Origin of the sequence: Paenibacillus aquistagni, assembly GCF_900177815.1 — a bacterium.
In the GTDB taxonomy this organism is placed as follows: domain Bacteria; phylum Bacillota; class Bacilli; order Paenibacillales; family Paenibacillaceae; genus Paenibacillus_B; species Paenibacillus_B aquistagni.
Map to the genome: position 1 here is coordinate 132,460 of NZ_FXAZ01000005.1, position 16,628 is coordinate 149,087.

Genomic DNA, 16,628 nt, shown 5'->3' on the forward strand with positions numbered 1-16,628 from the left:
GTCATTCCTTTTCCCAAATAAGTTAGATATGTTCCGGCTATACTACCTGTGCTAGCAACGAATCGGTGCAACGCCAAGCACAGGAGGAGAGAACAGACTGATGCCAAGAAGAGGGCTGCTTGCAGCATTAACGTGTTGTCTCCTTGCCGCAACGATCCCCGCTAAGACCACAGCAGCTGCGATGCTGACGCCAACCAGGATAGCCGAGCGGGAAACGACAAGTGAGTTCACGATATATAAGGATACGAGGAGGGTACATATGCAACACGTGACGAAACGCTCAGAAGTACCACAAGAGTTCCGTTGGAAGCTTGAGGATCTGTTTGGATCTTCGGCAGAATGGGACCAAGAGTATGCGCTCGTTCAGCAGCTTCTTACGAAGATCAAAACATTTGAGGGCAAGCTGAATGAAGCCAAGACCCTCAAGGCTTGCTTTGAGCTCGAAGACGATATTTCCTTACATACAGAACGCCTCTATGTATACGCGAACATGCGTCATCATGAGGATACAGCAGAGACATCCTATCAAGCGTTGTCTGAGAAGGCTGCCAAGCTGAGTGTCCAGGTCGGCGAAGCATTGTCTTTTATTACGCCAGAGGTATTGTCCTTGACGGATGAGCAGCTTGACCAATACATCAGCAACGAGGAATTAAAAGCCTACCAATTCACGCTTCAGGAGATGAAGCGCCAGAAGGCCCATGTTCTAACTAAGCAGGAAGAAGCTTTGCTGGCTCAAGTTGGCAACATGTCGAAGGCGCCTGAGACGATCTACAGCATGCTGAACAATGCGGACATGAAGTTCCCGAAGGTCAAAAATGACAAGGGCGAGGAAGTCGAGCTTACACACGGGCGCTACATTCAATTTTTGGAGAGCCGCAACCAAGAGGTTCGAAAACAGGCGTTTGAAGCGATGTACAGCACGTACAACAAGCAGCGCAATACAATCGCAGCGACCTTAAATGCCAATGTCAGCAAGAACCTGTTCTACTCGCGCGCGCGCAAATATCCATCGTCACTAGAGATGTATCTCTATGGCGACAACATTCCGAAGGAAGTCTATACGAATCTTGTGAACACCATTCATAAGCACCTGCCTTTGATGCATCGTTACATGAAGCTGCGCCAGAAGCTGCTCAAGGTATCCGAGCTGCATATGTATGATCTGTTTGCTCCGATTGTAGAAGAGTTCGATATGGATATTACGTTTGAGGACGCGAAGAAGACCGTGAAGGAAAGCTTGAAGCCTCTCGGCGAGGATTACTTGGTTAATCTGCAACAGGGCTTTGATGAGGGCTGGATCGACATTTATGAAAATGAAGGCAAGCGTACTGGCGCTTACAGCTGGGGCGCTTACGGCACCCACCCTTATGTGCTCTTGAACCACAAAGATAACTTGAACAGCATGTTTACGCTGACCCATGAGATGGGCCATGCGCTCCATTCCTTCTATTCCGATACGAACCTGCCGTATCGCGATGCTCAGTATACGATCTTCCTCGCTGAGGTGGCATCGACGCTGAACGAAGCGCTGCTGATGGATTATATGCTGAAGAAGAGTACGGATGTAAAAGAGAAGATGTATCTGCTTGCTTACTACATCGATCAATTCCGCACAACAGTGTTCCGTCAAACGATGTTCGCCGAATTCGAACTGTTGATTCATGAGCAAGCTGAAAAAGGCGAGTCTTTGACTCCGCAGCTGTTGTGTGACATCTATTATGATCTCAACAAGAAATACTATGGTGACGAGATGGTTGTAGACAAGGATATTGCCATTGAATGGGCTCGCATTCCTCACTTCTACTCCAGTTTCTATGTCTACAAATATGCGACCGGCTTCTCGGCTGCGCAAAGCTTCGCTAAGCAAATTCTTGACGAGGGTCAGCCTGCGGTTGAACGCTACTTAGGATTCTTGAAGAGCGGCGGAAGCGACTTCTCGATTAATATCCTGAAGAAGGCTGGCGTGGATATGTCTACTCCTGCGCCGATTGAGGAAGGCATGAGCGTGCTCGAGTCCTTAATCGAGGAGATGGAAAAAATGGCGGATCAGCTCTAATCCACCTTCTGGTTGCGCTTATCGCAAGATGATGCAAGGCGGGGAACCTCCCCGCCTTTCTTATGTTATGTCAATACCTATCTACATCAATGAACAACTTGCCTGACAAAGGAGGCTTTTTATGCGCTTGCAATGGACACTCATCTTAGCGCTAATCTTCGCCCTTATTACCGCGATCTTCGCTGTCATTAACGTTAATCCCGTAGAGGTTAACTTCTTATTCGGGACGGTCAACGTCCCACTGATCCTGCTTATTCTCGGCTGTACCCTCATTGGTGCCATAATTGTCGGCTCCTATGGGCTGTATCTTCAATATCGCACGCAGCGCAAGCTTGCTCAGCTAGAAGCGAAGCTTGCTCATGTTGTCGAGGTTACAGGCTATGTAGAGCCAGAGCAAATTCCAGAACCCTTCACAAGTGATCCACAAGCAGAGCAAGACCTGAAAGATCCTTCTTAATTTTCTTAATTCATATATCTTGGCTACTTCATACCTAACATCTGAAAGGAGAGGTCCTACGATGACTTCATTCGATCAACCTTACGCCCCTCTTCGCGAGCAAGCCCTGCATGCAGCAATTGACAAAGAGTATGTGATTGCACTGCTGCTTAAGCTTCTAAGCACGCCGAGCCCTACAGGATATACCCACCATGCTATGGTCATGCTTCAAGAAGAAGCCGCGAGACTCGGATATTCCATGGAGCGCAATGCCAAAGGTGGCGGCATCATACGCATCAAAGGAGAAGATTCAAGCTCTGATCGGGTTATTGCTTTATCCGGACATGTTGATACATTAGGTGCGATGGTTCGCTCCATTAACAGCAACGGCACGTTGAAGCTGACTTCTCTAGGCGGATTTATGGCAAATGCAATGGAGAATGAGTACTGCACCATTCACACTCGTTCTGGCAAGACATATACGGGGACGATCATGACAAATCAGCCTTCTGTGCATGTCTTCTCTGGTGCGCGTGATTTAAAGCGCGAAGAAGCCGTTATGATGGTGCGAATCGACGAGCTTGTCCAGCAGGCAGATGACGTGAAGAAGCTTGGGATTGAGATTGGCAGCTATGTTTCCTTCGATGCACGCCCTGTTCATGTTCCGAGCGGATTTATTAAATCACGCCATCTGGACGATAAAGCAAGTGTGGCCGCGCTGTTTGGATTGCTGCATAGCATGAAGCAGAAGCAATGGCGCCCTAAGCACGGCATTGTCATGATTATCACCAATTATGAGGAAGTTGGACACGGTGCATCCTATCTTCCGCAAGACATCACCGAGATGATTGCAGTCGACATGGGCTGCATCGGCGACGATCTGTCCTGCAAGGAGACGGATGTATCGATCTGTGCGAAGGATTCAAGCGGACCTTATGATTACTTTATGACGAATCGCTTAATCGATCTTGCGATGCGCGAAGGCATTCCACATGCGATTGACATCTATCCACATTATGGATCGGACGCGTCAGCTTCCCTTCGCGGAGGCAACAATATTCGCGCAGCGTTGATTGGCCCTGGCGTTCATGCGAGCCATGCCATGGAGCGAACTCATGAGCAAGCCGTTATAAATACCGCAGCGCTTCTAGCAGCCTATATCCAAGAGTAAGCGTGCTCTACTATTTCAGATGAGAGAAGGAGAGGCAATGGCAACGAACGAGAATACGACCGAAGAAGAGTACTTGATACCGACATCATTTAAGGCGTTCGTCCTCAATCAAGATACAGAGGGCTCCATTCAAGCTGCAGTTCAGACCCTTACCCTGGATGATCTGCCAGAAGCAGATGTAACCGTTCAGGTTCATTACTCCAGTGTAAACTATAAGGATGCGCTTGCCTGTTCACCTAATGGAAATATCGTAAAGCAATACCCGTTTATTCCAGGCATAGATGCTTCTGGTGTCGTTATCCATTCGAAGGATGATCGCTTTCAGCCAGGTCAAGCCGTTCTGCTGACAGGCTATGAATTTGGAGTGACCCACTTTGGCGGCTTTAGTGAATACATTCGTGTACCTGGCGATTGGCTTATCCCGATTCCGAAGGGACTTAGCAAACAGGTTGCCATGACGTTTGGCACAGCAGGATTGACAGCAGCCTTATCCGTAGAGCGTTTGGAGAAACACGGCATCGCTCCTGACGATGGCAAGATTCTGGTTACGGGCGCAAGCGGCGGTGTAGGCACACTAGCGGTCGCTATGCTGGCTAAGCAAGGATATCGCGTGACGGCTGCCACTGGCAAAAAAGAAGCGGAAGCTCTCTTATATGCACTTGGTGCAGAAGAGGTCATCAGCCGTGACAGCTGGATGCCGGATCGGCCACGCTCATTGGATCGCCAGAAATGGGCAGCTGCCGTAGATGTGTGCGGCGGCGATATTCTTGCTTCTACACTGGCAGCCATTCGCTATGGAGGAGCAGTCGCTGCAAGCGGAATGACCAATGGAGGAACGCTTCCAACGACGGTCTATCCATTTATTCTTAGAGGCATCACCTTATACGGCATAGATTCGGTCTATGCGCCGCAAGAGACCCGGATGCAGATCTGGACGCGGATTGCAAGACAATGGACAGAGATCGCGCAGACCGAAGGCTTTGTTCATACTTACTCCCTAGATGAGGTTCCTCCGTTGACTGCGGGGATGCTTCAGGGGCAGTCCTTGGGTCGAGCTATTATCAAATTCTAAGGCTGGAACGATTCTGCTATCATCCTAACAGCTATCAAAAAAGGAACACGACTAGAGCCAAGCAGCCAGCTCTTATCGTGTTCCTTTTTGTGATATGTTGCTATAACATCTGAAGATATAGCCTGATCATTCCCTGCCCTCAATCCATTAAGTATCGGAATACTCTTATTGAATAGATTTGAATGATTTCAGCATACCGAACACAGCATACGCGCTTGCAGAATACTGCTCCTAATCAATTGCGCTGTCTAGGAGCGCTTTTGAGCCTCGATCTGCTCCGCCAGTTCAGCAAGCTCCGCCCAACGCTCCATTAAGGCGTTCAACTGCTCTTCCGCATCCGACTGTTCCTTCATCAGCTCCTGCAAGCGTGCAGAATCACTAAAGGCGGCTTCCATATCTGCGGTAATCCGTTCGAGCCGTGACTCCGCTTCTGCGATCTTCCCTTCGATCTGCTCATATTCCCGCTCATCCTTATACGACATCTTGAGCTTAGGCTTGCGCTCTTGTCTTGTCTCTTGAGAAGCTGCGGAGGCAGTGCCACCCTTCTGCTGCTCAGGGGCATTAATGCCAGCACGATCAGAAGAATTCTTTTCCAGCCAATCCATGTATTCTGAATAATTCCCAACATGAACCTGAATCTGCCCTTTTTCAAAAGACCAGATTCGTTCGGCCACTCGATCAAGGAAGTAGCGGTCATGGGATACCGCAATCACGATGCCAGGGAAATCATCCAAATACTGCTCCAGGATTGCAAGCGTCTCCACGTCCAGATCATTTGTCGGCTCATCCAAAAGCAGTACATTCGGTGCCGTCATCAGCATGCGCAGCAGCTGCAGCCTGCGCTTCTCGCCGCCAGACAGCTTGCCGATCAAGGTCCACTGCATGGATGGCTGGAATAAGAAGCGCTCCAGCATTTGAGCTGCGGTAATACGCTGTCCTTCCGCTGTGGTTACCGTCTCTGCCGCTTCACGGATATACTCGATCACCCGCATCGACTCATCCATCTCTTCATGCTCTTGCGTGAAGTATCCAAGCTTCACTGTCGGTCCCAAGATCACTTCCCCCCCCTCAGGAGAACGCTTATCTGCAATGATCTGCAGCAGCGTTGATTTCCCGCTGCCATTCGGTCCGATAATGCCTATGCGATCACCTGGCACCGCGATATACTCGAAGTCAGAAAACAGCGTTCGGCCGTCCACTTCACCTTTTAAGCCGTTAATCTCCATGATCTTCCGTCCAAGCCTTGTGGAAGCCGCACTCATCTCCATCGAGGAATCCTTCGCCAACGGCTCATCGGCAACAAGCGACTCGTAGCGTTCAATTCTTGCCTTCTGCTTCGTCGTACGCGCCTTGGCCCCGCGTCGAATCCATGCCAGCTCTTGTCTTAAGATATTCTGTCTCGTCTGTTCAGAAGCCGCTTCCCTTGCCTCTCGATCCGCCTTTAGTTCAAGGAAGCGAGTATAATTCGCTTCATAGAAGAAGGCCCTGCCATGATCAAGCTCCATCATCTTATTGGCAACACGATCAAGGAAGTAGCGATCATGGGTAATCATTATCAGGGCGCCTGAACGCTTCTGAAGCAGCGCTTCAAGCCAAGCAACCGTCTCATTGTCCACATGGTTCGTCGGCTCATCCAAGAGCAGAACGTCTGCTTGATGGATAAGGCCAGCTGCTAGCGCCACGCGCTTGCGCTGCCCTCCTGACAGCTCCGATACTTTGCGCTGATAATGATGAATGCCTAGCTTGGACAGGATTGTCTTCGCCTCGCTCTCAAGCTGCCACGCTTGAAGCCGATCCATATCATCACTTGCCTTGACAAGCCGGCGCTGAAGCTCCACATCGTCTGGATGCTCATCAATCTGTTCCAGCAGCTCCGTGTAGGCTCTAACCGCGCTCATCTCTGGCGTACGCCCACCAAGCACGGTCTCAAGCACAGTTGCATGGGGCTCGAATTCCGGCTCCTGCGCTACATATTGAACACTCACTTGACTGCCTCTTAGAATCTTGCCTTCCTCAATCGGTTCAATCCCGGCAATCGTCTTAAGAAAGGTTGACTTCCCTGTGCCATTAACCCCAACGATCCCGAAGCGATCCCCTTTGGATATCCCGAAGGATACCTCCTTGAATAATGTTTTTTCACCATAGCTCTTGCCTAGCTGTTCTACGGTCATGATGTGCATGGCGCCATCCTCCTATAATAAGGGATGCGCTCGATAAGAACGCAATCCCTGTCATGTATTTGCCTGCTCACCACATAAAAGAAGAGGGACCATCGTTCTAGTCCCCCTCCTCATTCCAGCCTATATCCACCTAGTGATGCTGCAGATTCGCTTGTGTATGGCGAGTGTCCTGACGGCAACCGTTCAGGAACAATTGAGTTGAGAACCTTACTGCTTCCTTCATGTCCTCCATATTATAGGATTCATCGAACAGCATGTCCATCTTCATCGAGGTCAATATGCCGACATAGCCCTTTGCATAGCTGATCGGAGTAGGCAGCTGTGAGGCAGCCATGCATTCTGACACGATATCAACATAATTAATCATAAATTCGCGATAAATTTGCAGTACAGCAGGATCATTGTTTGGTTCCTTGAAAAAGAATTTCGTATATTGCCTGCGCTCATAGTAATAACCCAAATAGTGCTCCGCCACAAAGGAAAGCTGTTCACCCAGCGTGGAGCCCCGCTTGATTCCGTAGCTTAGCTCAAGCAGGAATGCATCCATGTCTCGCTTATACATCGTAGCAAACAAATCTTCTTTGCTCGTAAAGTACAAGTATAGCGTTCCTTTCGCAATGCCTGCCTTTTCTGCGATATCTGACATCTTCGTCGCATAATAACCTTGGGAGCCAAAAAGATCAAACGCCGCCTCAAGTATGATTTCAAGCTTATCGCCTTGGTAGATGTTCACTTTTCTTCCCCCTAACAGCTGTCAAACAGGATGTGTACGTGTATGTTCCGAATATAACACGCTGTGCAGCTTCTGTCGATTTGACCGTTAACTGAGCTGCAAGAGCAGCGTCCCTGCTCCCCAAGCGACTAGCCCGCCTACGATGGAGCTCAGCAAATTCACGATATCATTATTCATCCAGCGGAAGCCTCTCTTCAACAGCGTCTTGCGGTCGCAATGAAGCTGCTTCTCTGTCAAAGCTCCGCATGACGTACATTGATAGGACGACTGCACCGTCGCACCGAGAAATGAATCCGTAAAGCAGCCGGCAACTCCCCCTATCGAAGCTCCAACTCCGACTGCGCATAATAAAAGCCAAGTATACGGGAATGCAAAGGCTGGGTCTAGAGATATATACAAAAACAACATGGCTGCCAGCCCAATCGTCATCGCGCCAGCAATGGCAGCCTGAGTGCCAAGCAGAGATATCGCACCAGAGGTGCCGGCTGGCACTTCTTTGCCTGTTAGCAGTGAATGGGGTGAGCGGCGGCTTAAGCCGCCAATCTCCGTGGCCCATGTGTCAGCATTTACGGTAGCCATAACGCCTGCAAACACAAACAACCATCCCTCATGCGGATAGAAATAATGAATGATGCACAGGAGCATGCCAATGCCGCCATTGGCAAAGACTTGATAGGCATCTCGCGCCCCTGACTTCTCGTATACATGATCGAACTGGCGCTTGGCCCGCTTTTTCCACTTTGTCCAAAAGGTGGAGGTCACAAAGAAAGTAAGCAGCAAGCCAAACCATATCAAACTGCCTAACCCGTAATAAATCGTTCCCATGAGCACCGCAGCGATTGCCCCTGACAGTGTCAATGATTTTTTAGAGAATGCCGCGCCTGCAACTAGAAGACTCCCTGCAAACCCAATAAATAAGTCCATATTAATGATCCTGAGATGCACGTTCGCTAATCGTACATTCCCCTACAACTTTGTGATTCCACTCCAAGCGGAGGCGGTCCAAAGCCTCTACTGGTCCCACTCCAGCTGGTGTCCCGGTAAAAATGATATCTCCTTCATCAAGCCCATATTGGCTGGATATATATTGAATCAACGTGTTTAGATCAAAGATCATCTCACGCGCAATCCCTTGCTGAACGAGCGTATCGTTACGGTATAGACTAAATGGCGTTTCCTGAATGTCTTCATAACCCGGAAATTCAACAAATGGCGTAATAGGGGCTGTATGCAGCCTTCCTTTGGCAGGGAGCCATGGATGCCCTTTTTTCTTCAGCTCATCTTGGACATCTCTAAGCGTAAAGTCCAATCCTAATGCGAAGCCATTAATCACTTGATCAGCAGACATGCCAACCTCCACTTTGGCGCCAATGCGGATAACGAGTTCAAGCTCATGATGAACGGCCCCTTGACGAAGCGGCAGAGGCAGCTCCTGCATCTCATGAAGCACCGTTACCGCGTGCGTTGGCTTCATGAATACCATGGGCTCCCTCGGCACCGCATTGCCGAGCTCCTCAGCATGCAATGTATAATTACGGCCAATACAATATACATTGCGGATTGCGTTCATAGAAAATGCTCCTATACCTTCGTTCGTATTCATCGTCATCCTCCTAATTCCCTCTTGCATTATGGCTTAGGCCTAATGAAGCCCTCATCTGTGATGCGAGTATGATAGGAGATGTCCTCCACTCGCTTTATTAAAGCTTGGCCTTTCGCCCCAGTTAACGGCACTGCTCTGCCTAGCTCCGTATAATACGGCTTCATCTGGAGCTCACATGCTCCCTTGGAGCTGCATTCCGCCTGCAGCATCATCGTCTCCCAGCTCTTCGGCTCAGTCGCGCGAGTAAAAACGAAATTCCCCAAGCTGTATACGATCCATTTGTTCTTGTACTGCTCAAAGCCCTGAAGCACATGAGGATGGCCCCCGATAATAAGATCGGCGCCTGCATCAATGTATGCTTTTGCAAGCTGACGCTGGTAGGCCACAGGCTTGTCGACCTTCTCCACGCCCCAGTGAGCAACGACAATAACAAGATCCGCCTTGGACGCAGCCTGCTTAATCGCGGCTACTGCCTTTGCAGCGTCATAGGTGGCCGCAACCCCCGGCTTTGACTTGCCCGCATACCAGCTCACCTCAGGAATCACCCTGCTGAACCCGAGCACCGCGATCCGAATCCCATTTCTTGTTACGATTACCGGCTGATAAGCTCGCTCCTCATTCTTCCCAGCTCCAACGTAAGCAATATTGGCTTGATTCAAATATTGAAAAGTATCAAGAAGCCCCTGCTCTCCTTGATCGAGAATGTGATTATTAGCCAGATTCACAACATCCATCCCCGCTTCGCTTAAGGCTTGCGCCATCTGCGGAGCGGACTTGTAGACAAATGATTTATTCTTAGCAGGCGTTCCTCTTGTCGTAATCGGTGTCTCAACGTTGCCAATCGTTAGATCATCCTGCTTGAAGCGCTCCGCTGCATCACGATATGGGTAATCATGTCCGAGACGGTTAACCACATCCGCCACCTTGCCGGCATGCATCATATCACCGACAAAAGTCAAGGACACCGTCGCTTCTTCACTTGGTATTCCTTTTGATTCTTCTGTAACCGCCTTAGTGCTGGCAGCCTTGTTGCTTGTATCCCCCTTCTCCTCGTTGGAGTTAGCTGCGGGAGCCAGCGGGGATGCGTTCTCCTCTTTAGTGAGCCCTGGACCAGAGAACGAATCAGATGCAATGGATGAAGCGGCCGGCAAGTGCCACGCATCCAAGTAAAAGCCCAGCACGATAACGATACCGACAGCAGCAGCCAAGCTGCCATTGATCCAAAACCACAAGGCGAGTCTTCGTTTTTGCTGCCGCCGCTTCTTTTTCGTGCGATCTGCACGTGTGGGTGTTGTCAATATGTCCTTCTCCCTTATTTACATGAAATCCATCATCCAAATAGTCGGTCCGCAATGATTCTGGCCTGCACCATATCCTTGGTGCCATGGATCAGAATCCGACCGTCTGCGAATAGGACGACCCGATGCTTCTCGTCTACTTCGGAGGATAGAAGAAATGGATTGACCTGAACAGAAAGGCCAGCCGCTTTGAGGCCTTGTGCAACTTCCGATAGATTTACACTGCGAAGCTCGGCAGGCCGAAGCTGCACGGAGTCTCGTCCGCACAGCACCTCTGTCTTCCGATGATGCTTCGCATCCAGATAGGGGTAGCTGGCTTCGCTGCCGCAGGAAGCACAATTCTCTTTCCTTGCGGAGCGGATGTCAAGCGAGGTGTACTGATTGCTCCATAGATCAAAGGATACAAGGCGATTCCGCAAAGCTTCCTCTTTTCCTGCGAGCCATTTCAATGCTTCAGCCGCCTGCAGGGATATCGTCATTTGCACTGCAGGAGAGATAATTCCCGCTGTATCGCAGGTGGCTCCGCCTACAGGGATCGCATCCATCATGCAGCTTAAGCAAGGCGTCAAGCCTCGTTTAAAAAAGGCCGACATGCCATAGCTTCCCACACAAGCCCCATAGATCCATGGGATATCATGCTTCATCGCATAATCATTCAACAGCAGTCTTGTATCAAAATTATCGGTAGCATCCAAGATAAGATCCTGATTCTGCGCCCATTCATTCAATTCATATACGGTAACGTCTGCAACCACGCCTTGAACATGGACATTGCTGTTAATGCTTCTGAGCCTTCTCTCTGCGGCTACTGCCTTCGGAAGCCTCTCCTGAGCGTCCTGCTCACAGTAGAGCTGCTGCCGCTGGAGATTGCTCCACTCCACATAGTCACGATCAATGATCGTCACCGAGCCCACACCTGCTCGAACGAGCATCTCGGCAAGACCTGAACCAAGCGCGCCGGCACCAACTATTAGAACACGGCTCGACTCAATTCGGCGCTGCCCTTCAACACCTATAGGCAAGAACCGCTCTTGACGGGAATAACGATCCTGTACAGACGTATGCTGCCTCATCATCAGGGCTCACCCTCTCTATCTCTCAATCTATACGAATATCACCTTTTTAGCATTTTCACATAATAAAAATAACGACCTGTTCCTATATTTTACATGAACCCTGTACAAAAGCCTACTCTAGAATCACCCCCTGAATCATAACTTAATTGTAAGGTCACTACAAGCGCACAGGAGGTTAAGACATGCAGGAGAATCATGTGCTCGTCGCCAGTCCCATTCGTCAGAAGCCTCCAATCCTAGAGGCTTTTCTCGCCTCATTGAAGGCCTTGGACAAAACGAACTGCCGTGTCAGCTATCTGTTCTATGACGATAATGAGCAGCCAAGGTCAAGTCGATTGCTTGAACGATTCGAGCACGAGGAGGAAGATGTTACGATTCGTTCATACCCGCAATCCAACGCTGAATATGAATGTGATGAGGTCACCCATTATTGGAAGGAAGAGCTCGTATGGCGTGTCGCCGCCATGAAAAATGAATGCATGCAGCAAGCTGTTCGAATGAATGCTGATGCCATCTTCCTTCTCGACTCTGATCTGTTAGTTCATCCTGATACTATGATTCGGCTCCTTCATTCAAACAAAGAAATTATCTCCAACATTTTCTGGACGGTATGGGAGCCGGGATCGATGGAGCTTCCTCAAGTATGGATTCAAGACACCTATACGCTCATTCCTCAAAGAAGAAATGAGGAGCTTACGGAAGAAGAAGCAAAGCGCAGATTGTTTCAGCTTGTTGCCAAGCTTCGGCAGCCTGGCATTTACGAAGTGGGCGGACTCGGTGCCTGTACGCTTATCCGAACTCAGGCCATTCGAGCTGGTCTATCCTTCTCTGAGATCCCAAACCTGTCCTTTTGGGGAGAGGATCGGCATTTTTGTATCCGAGCTGCGGCTCTAGGCTTCTCATTGTTTGTGGATACCAGAAAGCCTGCATACCATATCTATCGGGAGTCTGATCTTGCTGGTGTAAGAGCCTTCTTCAAAGCTGCGGGCATTGAGGGGGAATGAGATGGGCCAAGTGAAGCAGATCTATGAACAGCACACGAGTTCCCGCGCTTTGCGTCCTCCTTGCTACCAATTAACCTTAACCATGATGGTTCGCAATGAGGAAGGACGATACTTGTCAAGCATGCTGGATCGGACGATTCCATTTATCGATCGCGCAATCATCATTGACGATGCCAGCACAGATCGTACCGTAGAGCTGTGCCGCCATAAGCTTCAGCATATTCCTTATCGAATACTCTGCATCAAGGAATCAGGATTCAAGCAGGAATATGAGCTTCGCAGCCTGCAATGGAGGGAGACCATTCGAATGTCTCCTGCCTGGATACTGAATCTGGATGCTGATGAGCTGTTGGAAACAGCCTTTGGGAACACGATTGAGGATGTTTTGCGACAGCAATTTGTGGATTTGTTCTGCTTTCGTCTCTATGATATGTGGGATGCTGGCCATTATCGAGATGACGAATACTGGTATGCTCACCGCGTCTACCGTCCATTCCTCGTGCGCTATCGCGGTCAGCAGGACTTCAGCTGGCCGAGGATGAATCAGCATTGCGGCCGCTTCCCCATAGAGATCGAGAGCCTTCCCTTTGCCCTTCATCCCGCTCGCATTCAGCATTTTGGCTGGGCAAACCTTCAAGATCGAATCAAAAAGGCCAAACGATATATGGAGCTTGATCCAAAGGCAAGATACGGGGATCAGGGGCAGTATGATTCAATTCTGGATGAACAGCCACCGCTAAAGCCTTGGATAGAGTGATAAAGCATATGATTGCCGCCTAACCATGCACCGCATGTGAAAAGCCTACGCACCTTTTTACTATAAAAAGGATGGTAGGCTTTCCTTGTGATCATGTTATCGATTCTTAATGGAATGCCGCCCAACTGGAATGACATCCACCACCGTTCCGGCTGCCCAGTCTTGCTCTGAAGGAGGTATAACAATCAATGCGTTCGCGTCTCGTATCGTAATCGTTGCATTGGAACTGTCAAGCCCTGCTTCCCGAACCATCAAGCCCCCCCTTTCATCTGCATATAGGATGCCTCGGACAAGCCGAACAACCGTATCTTTCACGAGATAATCGCTGGCAAGCTTCGCACGCAGCCTTACTCGATCAGGTGTCTTCACGCCCTGCATCTGAAGCAGGGCTGGTCTTACAAACATCTCAAAGCCAACGAAGCAAGAACTTGGATTGCCAGACAGAGCAAACAGCAGCTTATCGTGATAAACGCCCGCTGTCGTAGGTCCCCCTGGTCTCATCTTGACCTTATTGAAGAGCAGCTTGCCCTTCCACTGCTGCGTATAGGCATAGAGCACATCCCGATCCCCTACTGAGACGCCACCTATGGTTATGACGGCGTCATATTCCTGCATCGCATCCTCAATTCTTGAGGCGAGAGCATCCACGTCATCCGGCAGAGCAGGAAGCAGATGCGGCTCGCCACCGGCATCTCGAATCAGGCCGCTAAGCAGATAGCTGTTGCTGTTGCGGATCTTGCCAGGCTCAAGCTGAGCTTCAACAGACAGGAGCTCATGGCCTGTTGGGATAACGGCCACTTTTGGCGCAGAGTAGACATTAATATACGAGTGGCCAAACATAGCGAGCAAGGCCATATTGCCCGCTTCAATCACATCGCCTTTATCAATGAGCATCGTGCCTTGCTTAATCTCAATACCCTCGTCATGGATAAAGTCCCCCACCTGAGCCTCTTCTTTAACGCTTACCTCATCGTCCAACCCATGAGCACCCTGCTCCATATCTGAAGTCTGCTCCAGCTTCACGACTGCATCAGCACCAGACGGCACCATGGCGCCCGTCATAATGCGGACTGCCTCTCCCTCCTGCAGCTGTCCACTCCATGCAGCGCCACAGTCTACTACAGCAATAATTCGAAGCTTAACGGGATGTTCCACTGAAGCATTTATCGTGTCTTGCGCTCGAACAGCATACCCATCCATAACGGATCTTCTAAAATGCGGCACTGGCGCACTCGCCGTAATGGTCTGCGCGGATCGTCTCATATAAGCGTGCTCAATGGTTACGAGCTCAATCGACTCTCTCTTAACCTGTTCGATAATGACTTGTTCCGCATCATATACGCTAAGCGCCTTTCTTATAAACCGATCCTGATAGTTAGATGATCCCTTATCCATCCTCTTCGCCTCCGATACCTATCTCTCTGCCACACTTCTGCTGGAATAGCAATAAATATAAGAAGAGATAGCACTTTTCGTGCTTCATACGAGCCAAATGCGATATGTACATTATTGTACATCTTTTGGAATCCTTATTCCAAGCTGCAACGAACAACCGGAAATCGATGCGGGCAGGGGTAAGACGAAGAAGCAGACGGCTTAGTCTGCCCTCTGCTTCTCTTCCCTCTATAACACCCACCGTAGATAAACAACAAGCGGTATAAGCTAAACGTATTATGGAGAACATTTCACCCGATTGTTCTTATGCGGACAATCGTTTTGTTCAACTTTTATAGTGGTTGTTTGTGTATTAGGTAGTTCTGTTTGGTATAGGCAGCTCTAATTAAATAGCAGCTGTCTGCTGCTTCGAGATCCAAGCCTCTACAGCTGCCTCACCTGCCAATTGCCCACTGCGGATACAATCAGGAAGACCAACGCCATCATATGATCCGCCCGCGATGGCTACACCTGGAAGCTCACGCTTAAGCGCGGCTCTTAACGATGCTATCGCTTCCACATGACCAACTGGATATTGAGGCATCGAATGCTTGAGTCTCGTCACTTCCATAAAGCGCGGCTCCACCTGAATGTGCATCAGTTCAGCAAGCTCATTCAATACGGTATGCTTCAGGGCTTCATCCGGCCAATCCACTCGCTCTTCATCACCCGCTCGTCCAACATAACAGCGGATTAGTACCGTATCCTCAGGACTCGTATGTGTCCATTTTGTCGAGGTCCAGGTCATTGCGGTTATCGCACGGCCTTCATGTCTTGCAATCACAAAGCCTGTGCCGTCATCCCATGCCCCAGTAAGCTTCGAGCGATCGAAGGCACTTACGACATTCGCTACAGATACATAATGGATCTGATCCAGCGCTTCAACATTCACATACGGCTTAAGAAGCGGCGATGCAGCAAATGATGGCGTTGTGACAATCACCTGTTCTGCTTGGATCTGATGATCATTTGACAAATCCAGTTCATAACCGCCTTCAACCAATTGCTTGATATTGGTGACTGAAGCACCCGTAACAATAGTTACATGAGGCTGCAGCACTTCCTCCAGCTTGCTGACAAGTGAACCCAAGCCGTCCTTGAACGTTAGGAACATCGTTCCCTTGGCCACATCAGGCAGTCCTGGAACAGATTGGCCCTTCCTGCGCGTTGCCTGCATCCCCTTAATCAAGCTTCCATATTCACGTTCAACCTCTGCGAATTGAGGAAAGGTCGCTTTGAGACTCAGCTTGCTCATGTCTCCTGCATAGATGCCGGCCAGCAAAGGTTCAGAAATATTTTCTGTGACCTCCTGCCCCAATCTGCGATTCAAAAAGTGACCAAGCGATTCGTCCTCTGTACTCATGTTAGGCTCGATGACAAGATCACGCATCGCCTTGAGCTTGCCCTTCGGCGAGATCAGGCCTGTCTTGAGAAAGGCTTGGGTGTCTGTTGGAATACCCAGCACCAGCCCTTTAGGCATGGGATGCAGCTTGCCATGGCAAAGAATATAGGTCTTCTTAGCCTTGGGATTGGTCGCGACAAGGTCGTCTTCCATCCCTAATGCTTGTGCAAGCTCAACCATCGGCAGCTTTCTTGCCAGGAAGGAATCCGGTCCACGCTCAATGACACAGCCATCCCGATGGAGTGTATCAATCTTACCGCCCAAGCGCCCGCTCTGCTCAACAATCGCAATTCGAGGCATCTTCCCGCTGGCTGCTGCCTTGGACCATGCGTAGTAGGCGGCTGATAAGCCTGTCAGCCCTCCGCCGACAATGACAATATCCTGCTGTTCACTCACATTCATGCGC

14 protein-coding genes are annotated in these 16,628 nt (G+C 49.7%); 6 read left to right on the plus strand and 8 right to left on the minus strand.

Going from position 1 to position 16,628, the window contains the following annotated elements; genetic code table 11:
* Positions 1-259 precede the first annotated feature (259 nt).
* The 4 genes from pepF to B9Y93_RS17190 all read left to right on the plus strand — a co-directional run bounded on the left by pepF (position 260) and on the right by B9Y93_RS17190 (position 4,735).
* Positions 260-2,056, plus strand: coding sequence for an oligoendopeptidase F (gene pepF, locus B9Y93_RS17175; RefSeq protein WP_085496343.1), 1,797 nt, complete (start codon positions 260-262; stop codon positions 2,054-2,056).
* Between the two features lie 121 nt (positions 2,057-2,177).
* A complete protein-coding gene (locus B9Y93_RS17180) occupies positions 2,178-2,513 on the plus strand; it encodes a LapA family protein (protein WP_085496345.1) in 336 nt (111 codons plus the stop codon).
* A gap of 61 nt (positions 2,514-2,574) precedes the next feature.
* A complete protein-coding gene (locus B9Y93_RS17185) occupies positions 2,575-3,663 on the plus strand; it encodes a M42 family metallopeptidase (RefSeq protein WP_085496347.1) in 1,089 nt (362 codons plus the stop codon).
* Positions 3,664-3,700: 37 nt separating this feature from the next.
* Positions 3,701-4,735 carry an oxidoreductase gene (locus B9Y93_RS17190; RefSeq protein ID WP_176228968.1) on the plus strand — a complete coding sequence of 345 codons (1,035 nt, stop codon included), beginning with the start codon at positions 3,701-3,703 and terminating at the stop codon, positions 4,733-4,735.
* Between the two features lie 248 nt (positions 4,736-4,983).
* Here B9Y93_RS17190 and B9Y93_RS17195 read toward each other — a convergent pair whose 3' ends face one another.
* From B9Y93_RS17195 to B9Y93_RS17220, 6 genes are all read right to left on the minus strand, one after another.
* A complete protein-coding gene (locus B9Y93_RS17195) occupies positions 4,984-6,915 on the minus strand; it encodes an ABC-F family ATP-binding cassette domain-containing protein (protein ID WP_085496349.1) in 1,932 nt (643 codons plus the stop codon).
* A gap of 130 nt (positions 6,916-7,045) precedes the next feature.
* Positions 7,046-7,648, minus strand: a complete 603-nt coding sequence (locus tag B9Y93_RS17200) for a TetR/AcrR family transcriptional regulator (protein ID WP_085496351.1) — start codon at positions 7,646-7,648, stop codon at positions 7,046-7,048.
* Positions 7,649-7,735: 87 nt separating this feature from the next.
* Positions 7,736-8,572 (minus strand): DUF92 domain-containing protein, encoded by an 837-nt coding sequence (locus B9Y93_RS17205; protein ID WP_085496353.1) that lies wholly within the window; start codon positions 8,570-8,572, stop codon positions 7,736-7,738.
* A 1-nt stretch (position 8,573) separates the two neighbouring features.
* On the minus strand, positions 8,574-9,251 hold the full coding sequence (locus B9Y93_RS17210; RefSeq protein WP_244903452.1) for a fumarylacetoacetate hydrolase family protein: 678 nt from the start codon (positions 9,249-9,251) through the stop codon (positions 8,574-8,576).
* A gap of 26 nt (positions 9,252-9,277) precedes the next feature.
* Positions 9,278-10,549: a CapA family protein gene (locus B9Y93_RS17215; protein ID WP_085496356.1), complete on the minus strand. Its 1,272-nt coding sequence runs from the start codon at positions 10,547-10,549 to the stop codon at positions 9,278-9,280.
* A gap of 32 nt (positions 10,550-10,581) precedes the next feature.
* Complete coding sequence (locus B9Y93_RS17220; protein ID WP_280522898.1) at positions 10,582-11,625, minus strand: ThiF family adenylyltransferase; 1,044 nt, start codon at positions 11,623-11,625, stop codon at positions 10,582-10,584.
* A 182-nt stretch (positions 11,626-11,807) separates the two neighbouring features.
* Between B9Y93_RS17220 and B9Y93_RS24930 the strand changes: the two genes are divergently transcribed.
* Positions 11,808-12,629, plus strand: a complete 822-nt coding sequence (locus B9Y93_RS24930) for a glycosyltransferase family 2 protein (protein ID WP_244903453.1) — start codon at positions 11,808-11,810, stop codon at positions 12,627-12,629.
* Position 12,630: 1 nt separating this feature from the next.
* The gene (locus tag B9Y93_RS24935) at positions 12,631-13,386 is read left to right on the plus strand and encodes a glycosyltransferase family 2 protein (RefSeq protein ID WP_244903454.1); all 756 of its coding nucleotides are present in this window, start codon (positions 12,631-12,633) and stop codon (positions 13,384-13,386) included.
* A gap of 96 nt (positions 13,387-13,482) precedes the next feature.
* Here B9Y93_RS24935 and B9Y93_RS17230 read toward each other — a convergent pair whose 3' ends face one another.
* Positions 13,483-14,781 (minus strand): molybdopterin molybdotransferase MoeA, encoded by a 1,299-nt coding sequence (locus tag B9Y93_RS17230; protein ID WP_085496358.1) that lies wholly within the window; start codon positions 14,779-14,781, stop codon positions 13,483-13,485.
* A gap of 385 nt (positions 14,782-15,166) precedes the next feature.
* Positions 15,167-16,624 (minus strand): protoporphyrinogen oxidase, encoded by a 1,458-nt coding sequence (gene hemG, locus B9Y93_RS17235; protein ID WP_085496360.1) that lies wholly within the window; start codon positions 16,622-16,624, stop codon positions 15,167-15,169.
* Between the last annotated feature and the right edge of the window lie 4 nt (positions 16,625-16,628).

Excerpts from the sequence above, each read along its gene's own strand:
- pepF (WP_085496343.1), top strand. The coding sequence starts at position 260 with ATGCAACACGTGACGAAACGCTCAGAAGTACCACAAGAGTTCCGTTGG.
- B9Y93_RS17180 (WP_085496345.1), top strand. The coding sequence starts at position 2,178 with ATGCGCTTGCAATGGACACTCATCTTAGCGCTAATCTTCGCCCTTATT.
- B9Y93_RS17185 (WP_085496347.1), top strand. The coding sequence starts at position 2,575 with ATGACTTCATTCGATCAACCTTACGCCCCTCTTCGCGAGCAAGCCCTG.
- B9Y93_RS17190 (WP_176228968.1), top strand. The coding sequence starts at position 3,701 with ATGGCAACGAACGAGAATACGACCGAAGAAGAGTACTTGATACCGACA.
- B9Y93_RS17195 (WP_085496349.1), bottom strand. The coding sequence starts at position 6,915 with ATGCACATCATGACCGTAGAACAGCTAGGCAAGAGCTATGGTGAAAAA.
- B9Y93_RS17205 (WP_085496353.1), bottom strand. The coding sequence starts at position 8,572 with ATGGACTTATTTATTGGGTTTGCAGGGAGTCTTCTAGTTGCAGGCGCG.
- B9Y93_RS17210 (WP_244903452.1), bottom strand. The coding sequence starts at position 9,251 with ATGAATACGAACGAAGGTATAGGAGCATTTTCTATGAACGCAATCCGC.
- B9Y93_RS17220 (WP_280522898.1), bottom strand. The coding sequence starts at position 11,625 with ATGATGAGGCAGCATACGTCTGTACAGGATCGTTATTCCCGTCAAGAG.
- B9Y93_RS24930 (WP_244903453.1), top strand. The coding sequence starts at position 11,808 with ATGCAGGAGAATCATGTGCTCGTCGCCAGTCCCATTCGTCAGAAGCCT.
- B9Y93_RS24935 (WP_244903454.1), top strand. The coding sequence starts at position 12,631 with ATGGGCCAAGTGAAGCAGATCTATGAACAGCACACGAGTTCCCGCGCT.
- B9Y93_RS17230 (WP_085496358.1), bottom strand. The coding sequence starts at position 14,781 with ATGGATAAGGGATCATCTAACTATCAGGATCGGTTTATAAGAAAGGCG.
- hemG (WP_085496360.1), bottom strand. The coding sequence starts at position 16,624 with ATGAATGTGAGTGAACAGCAGGATATTGTCATTGTCGGCGGAGGGCTG.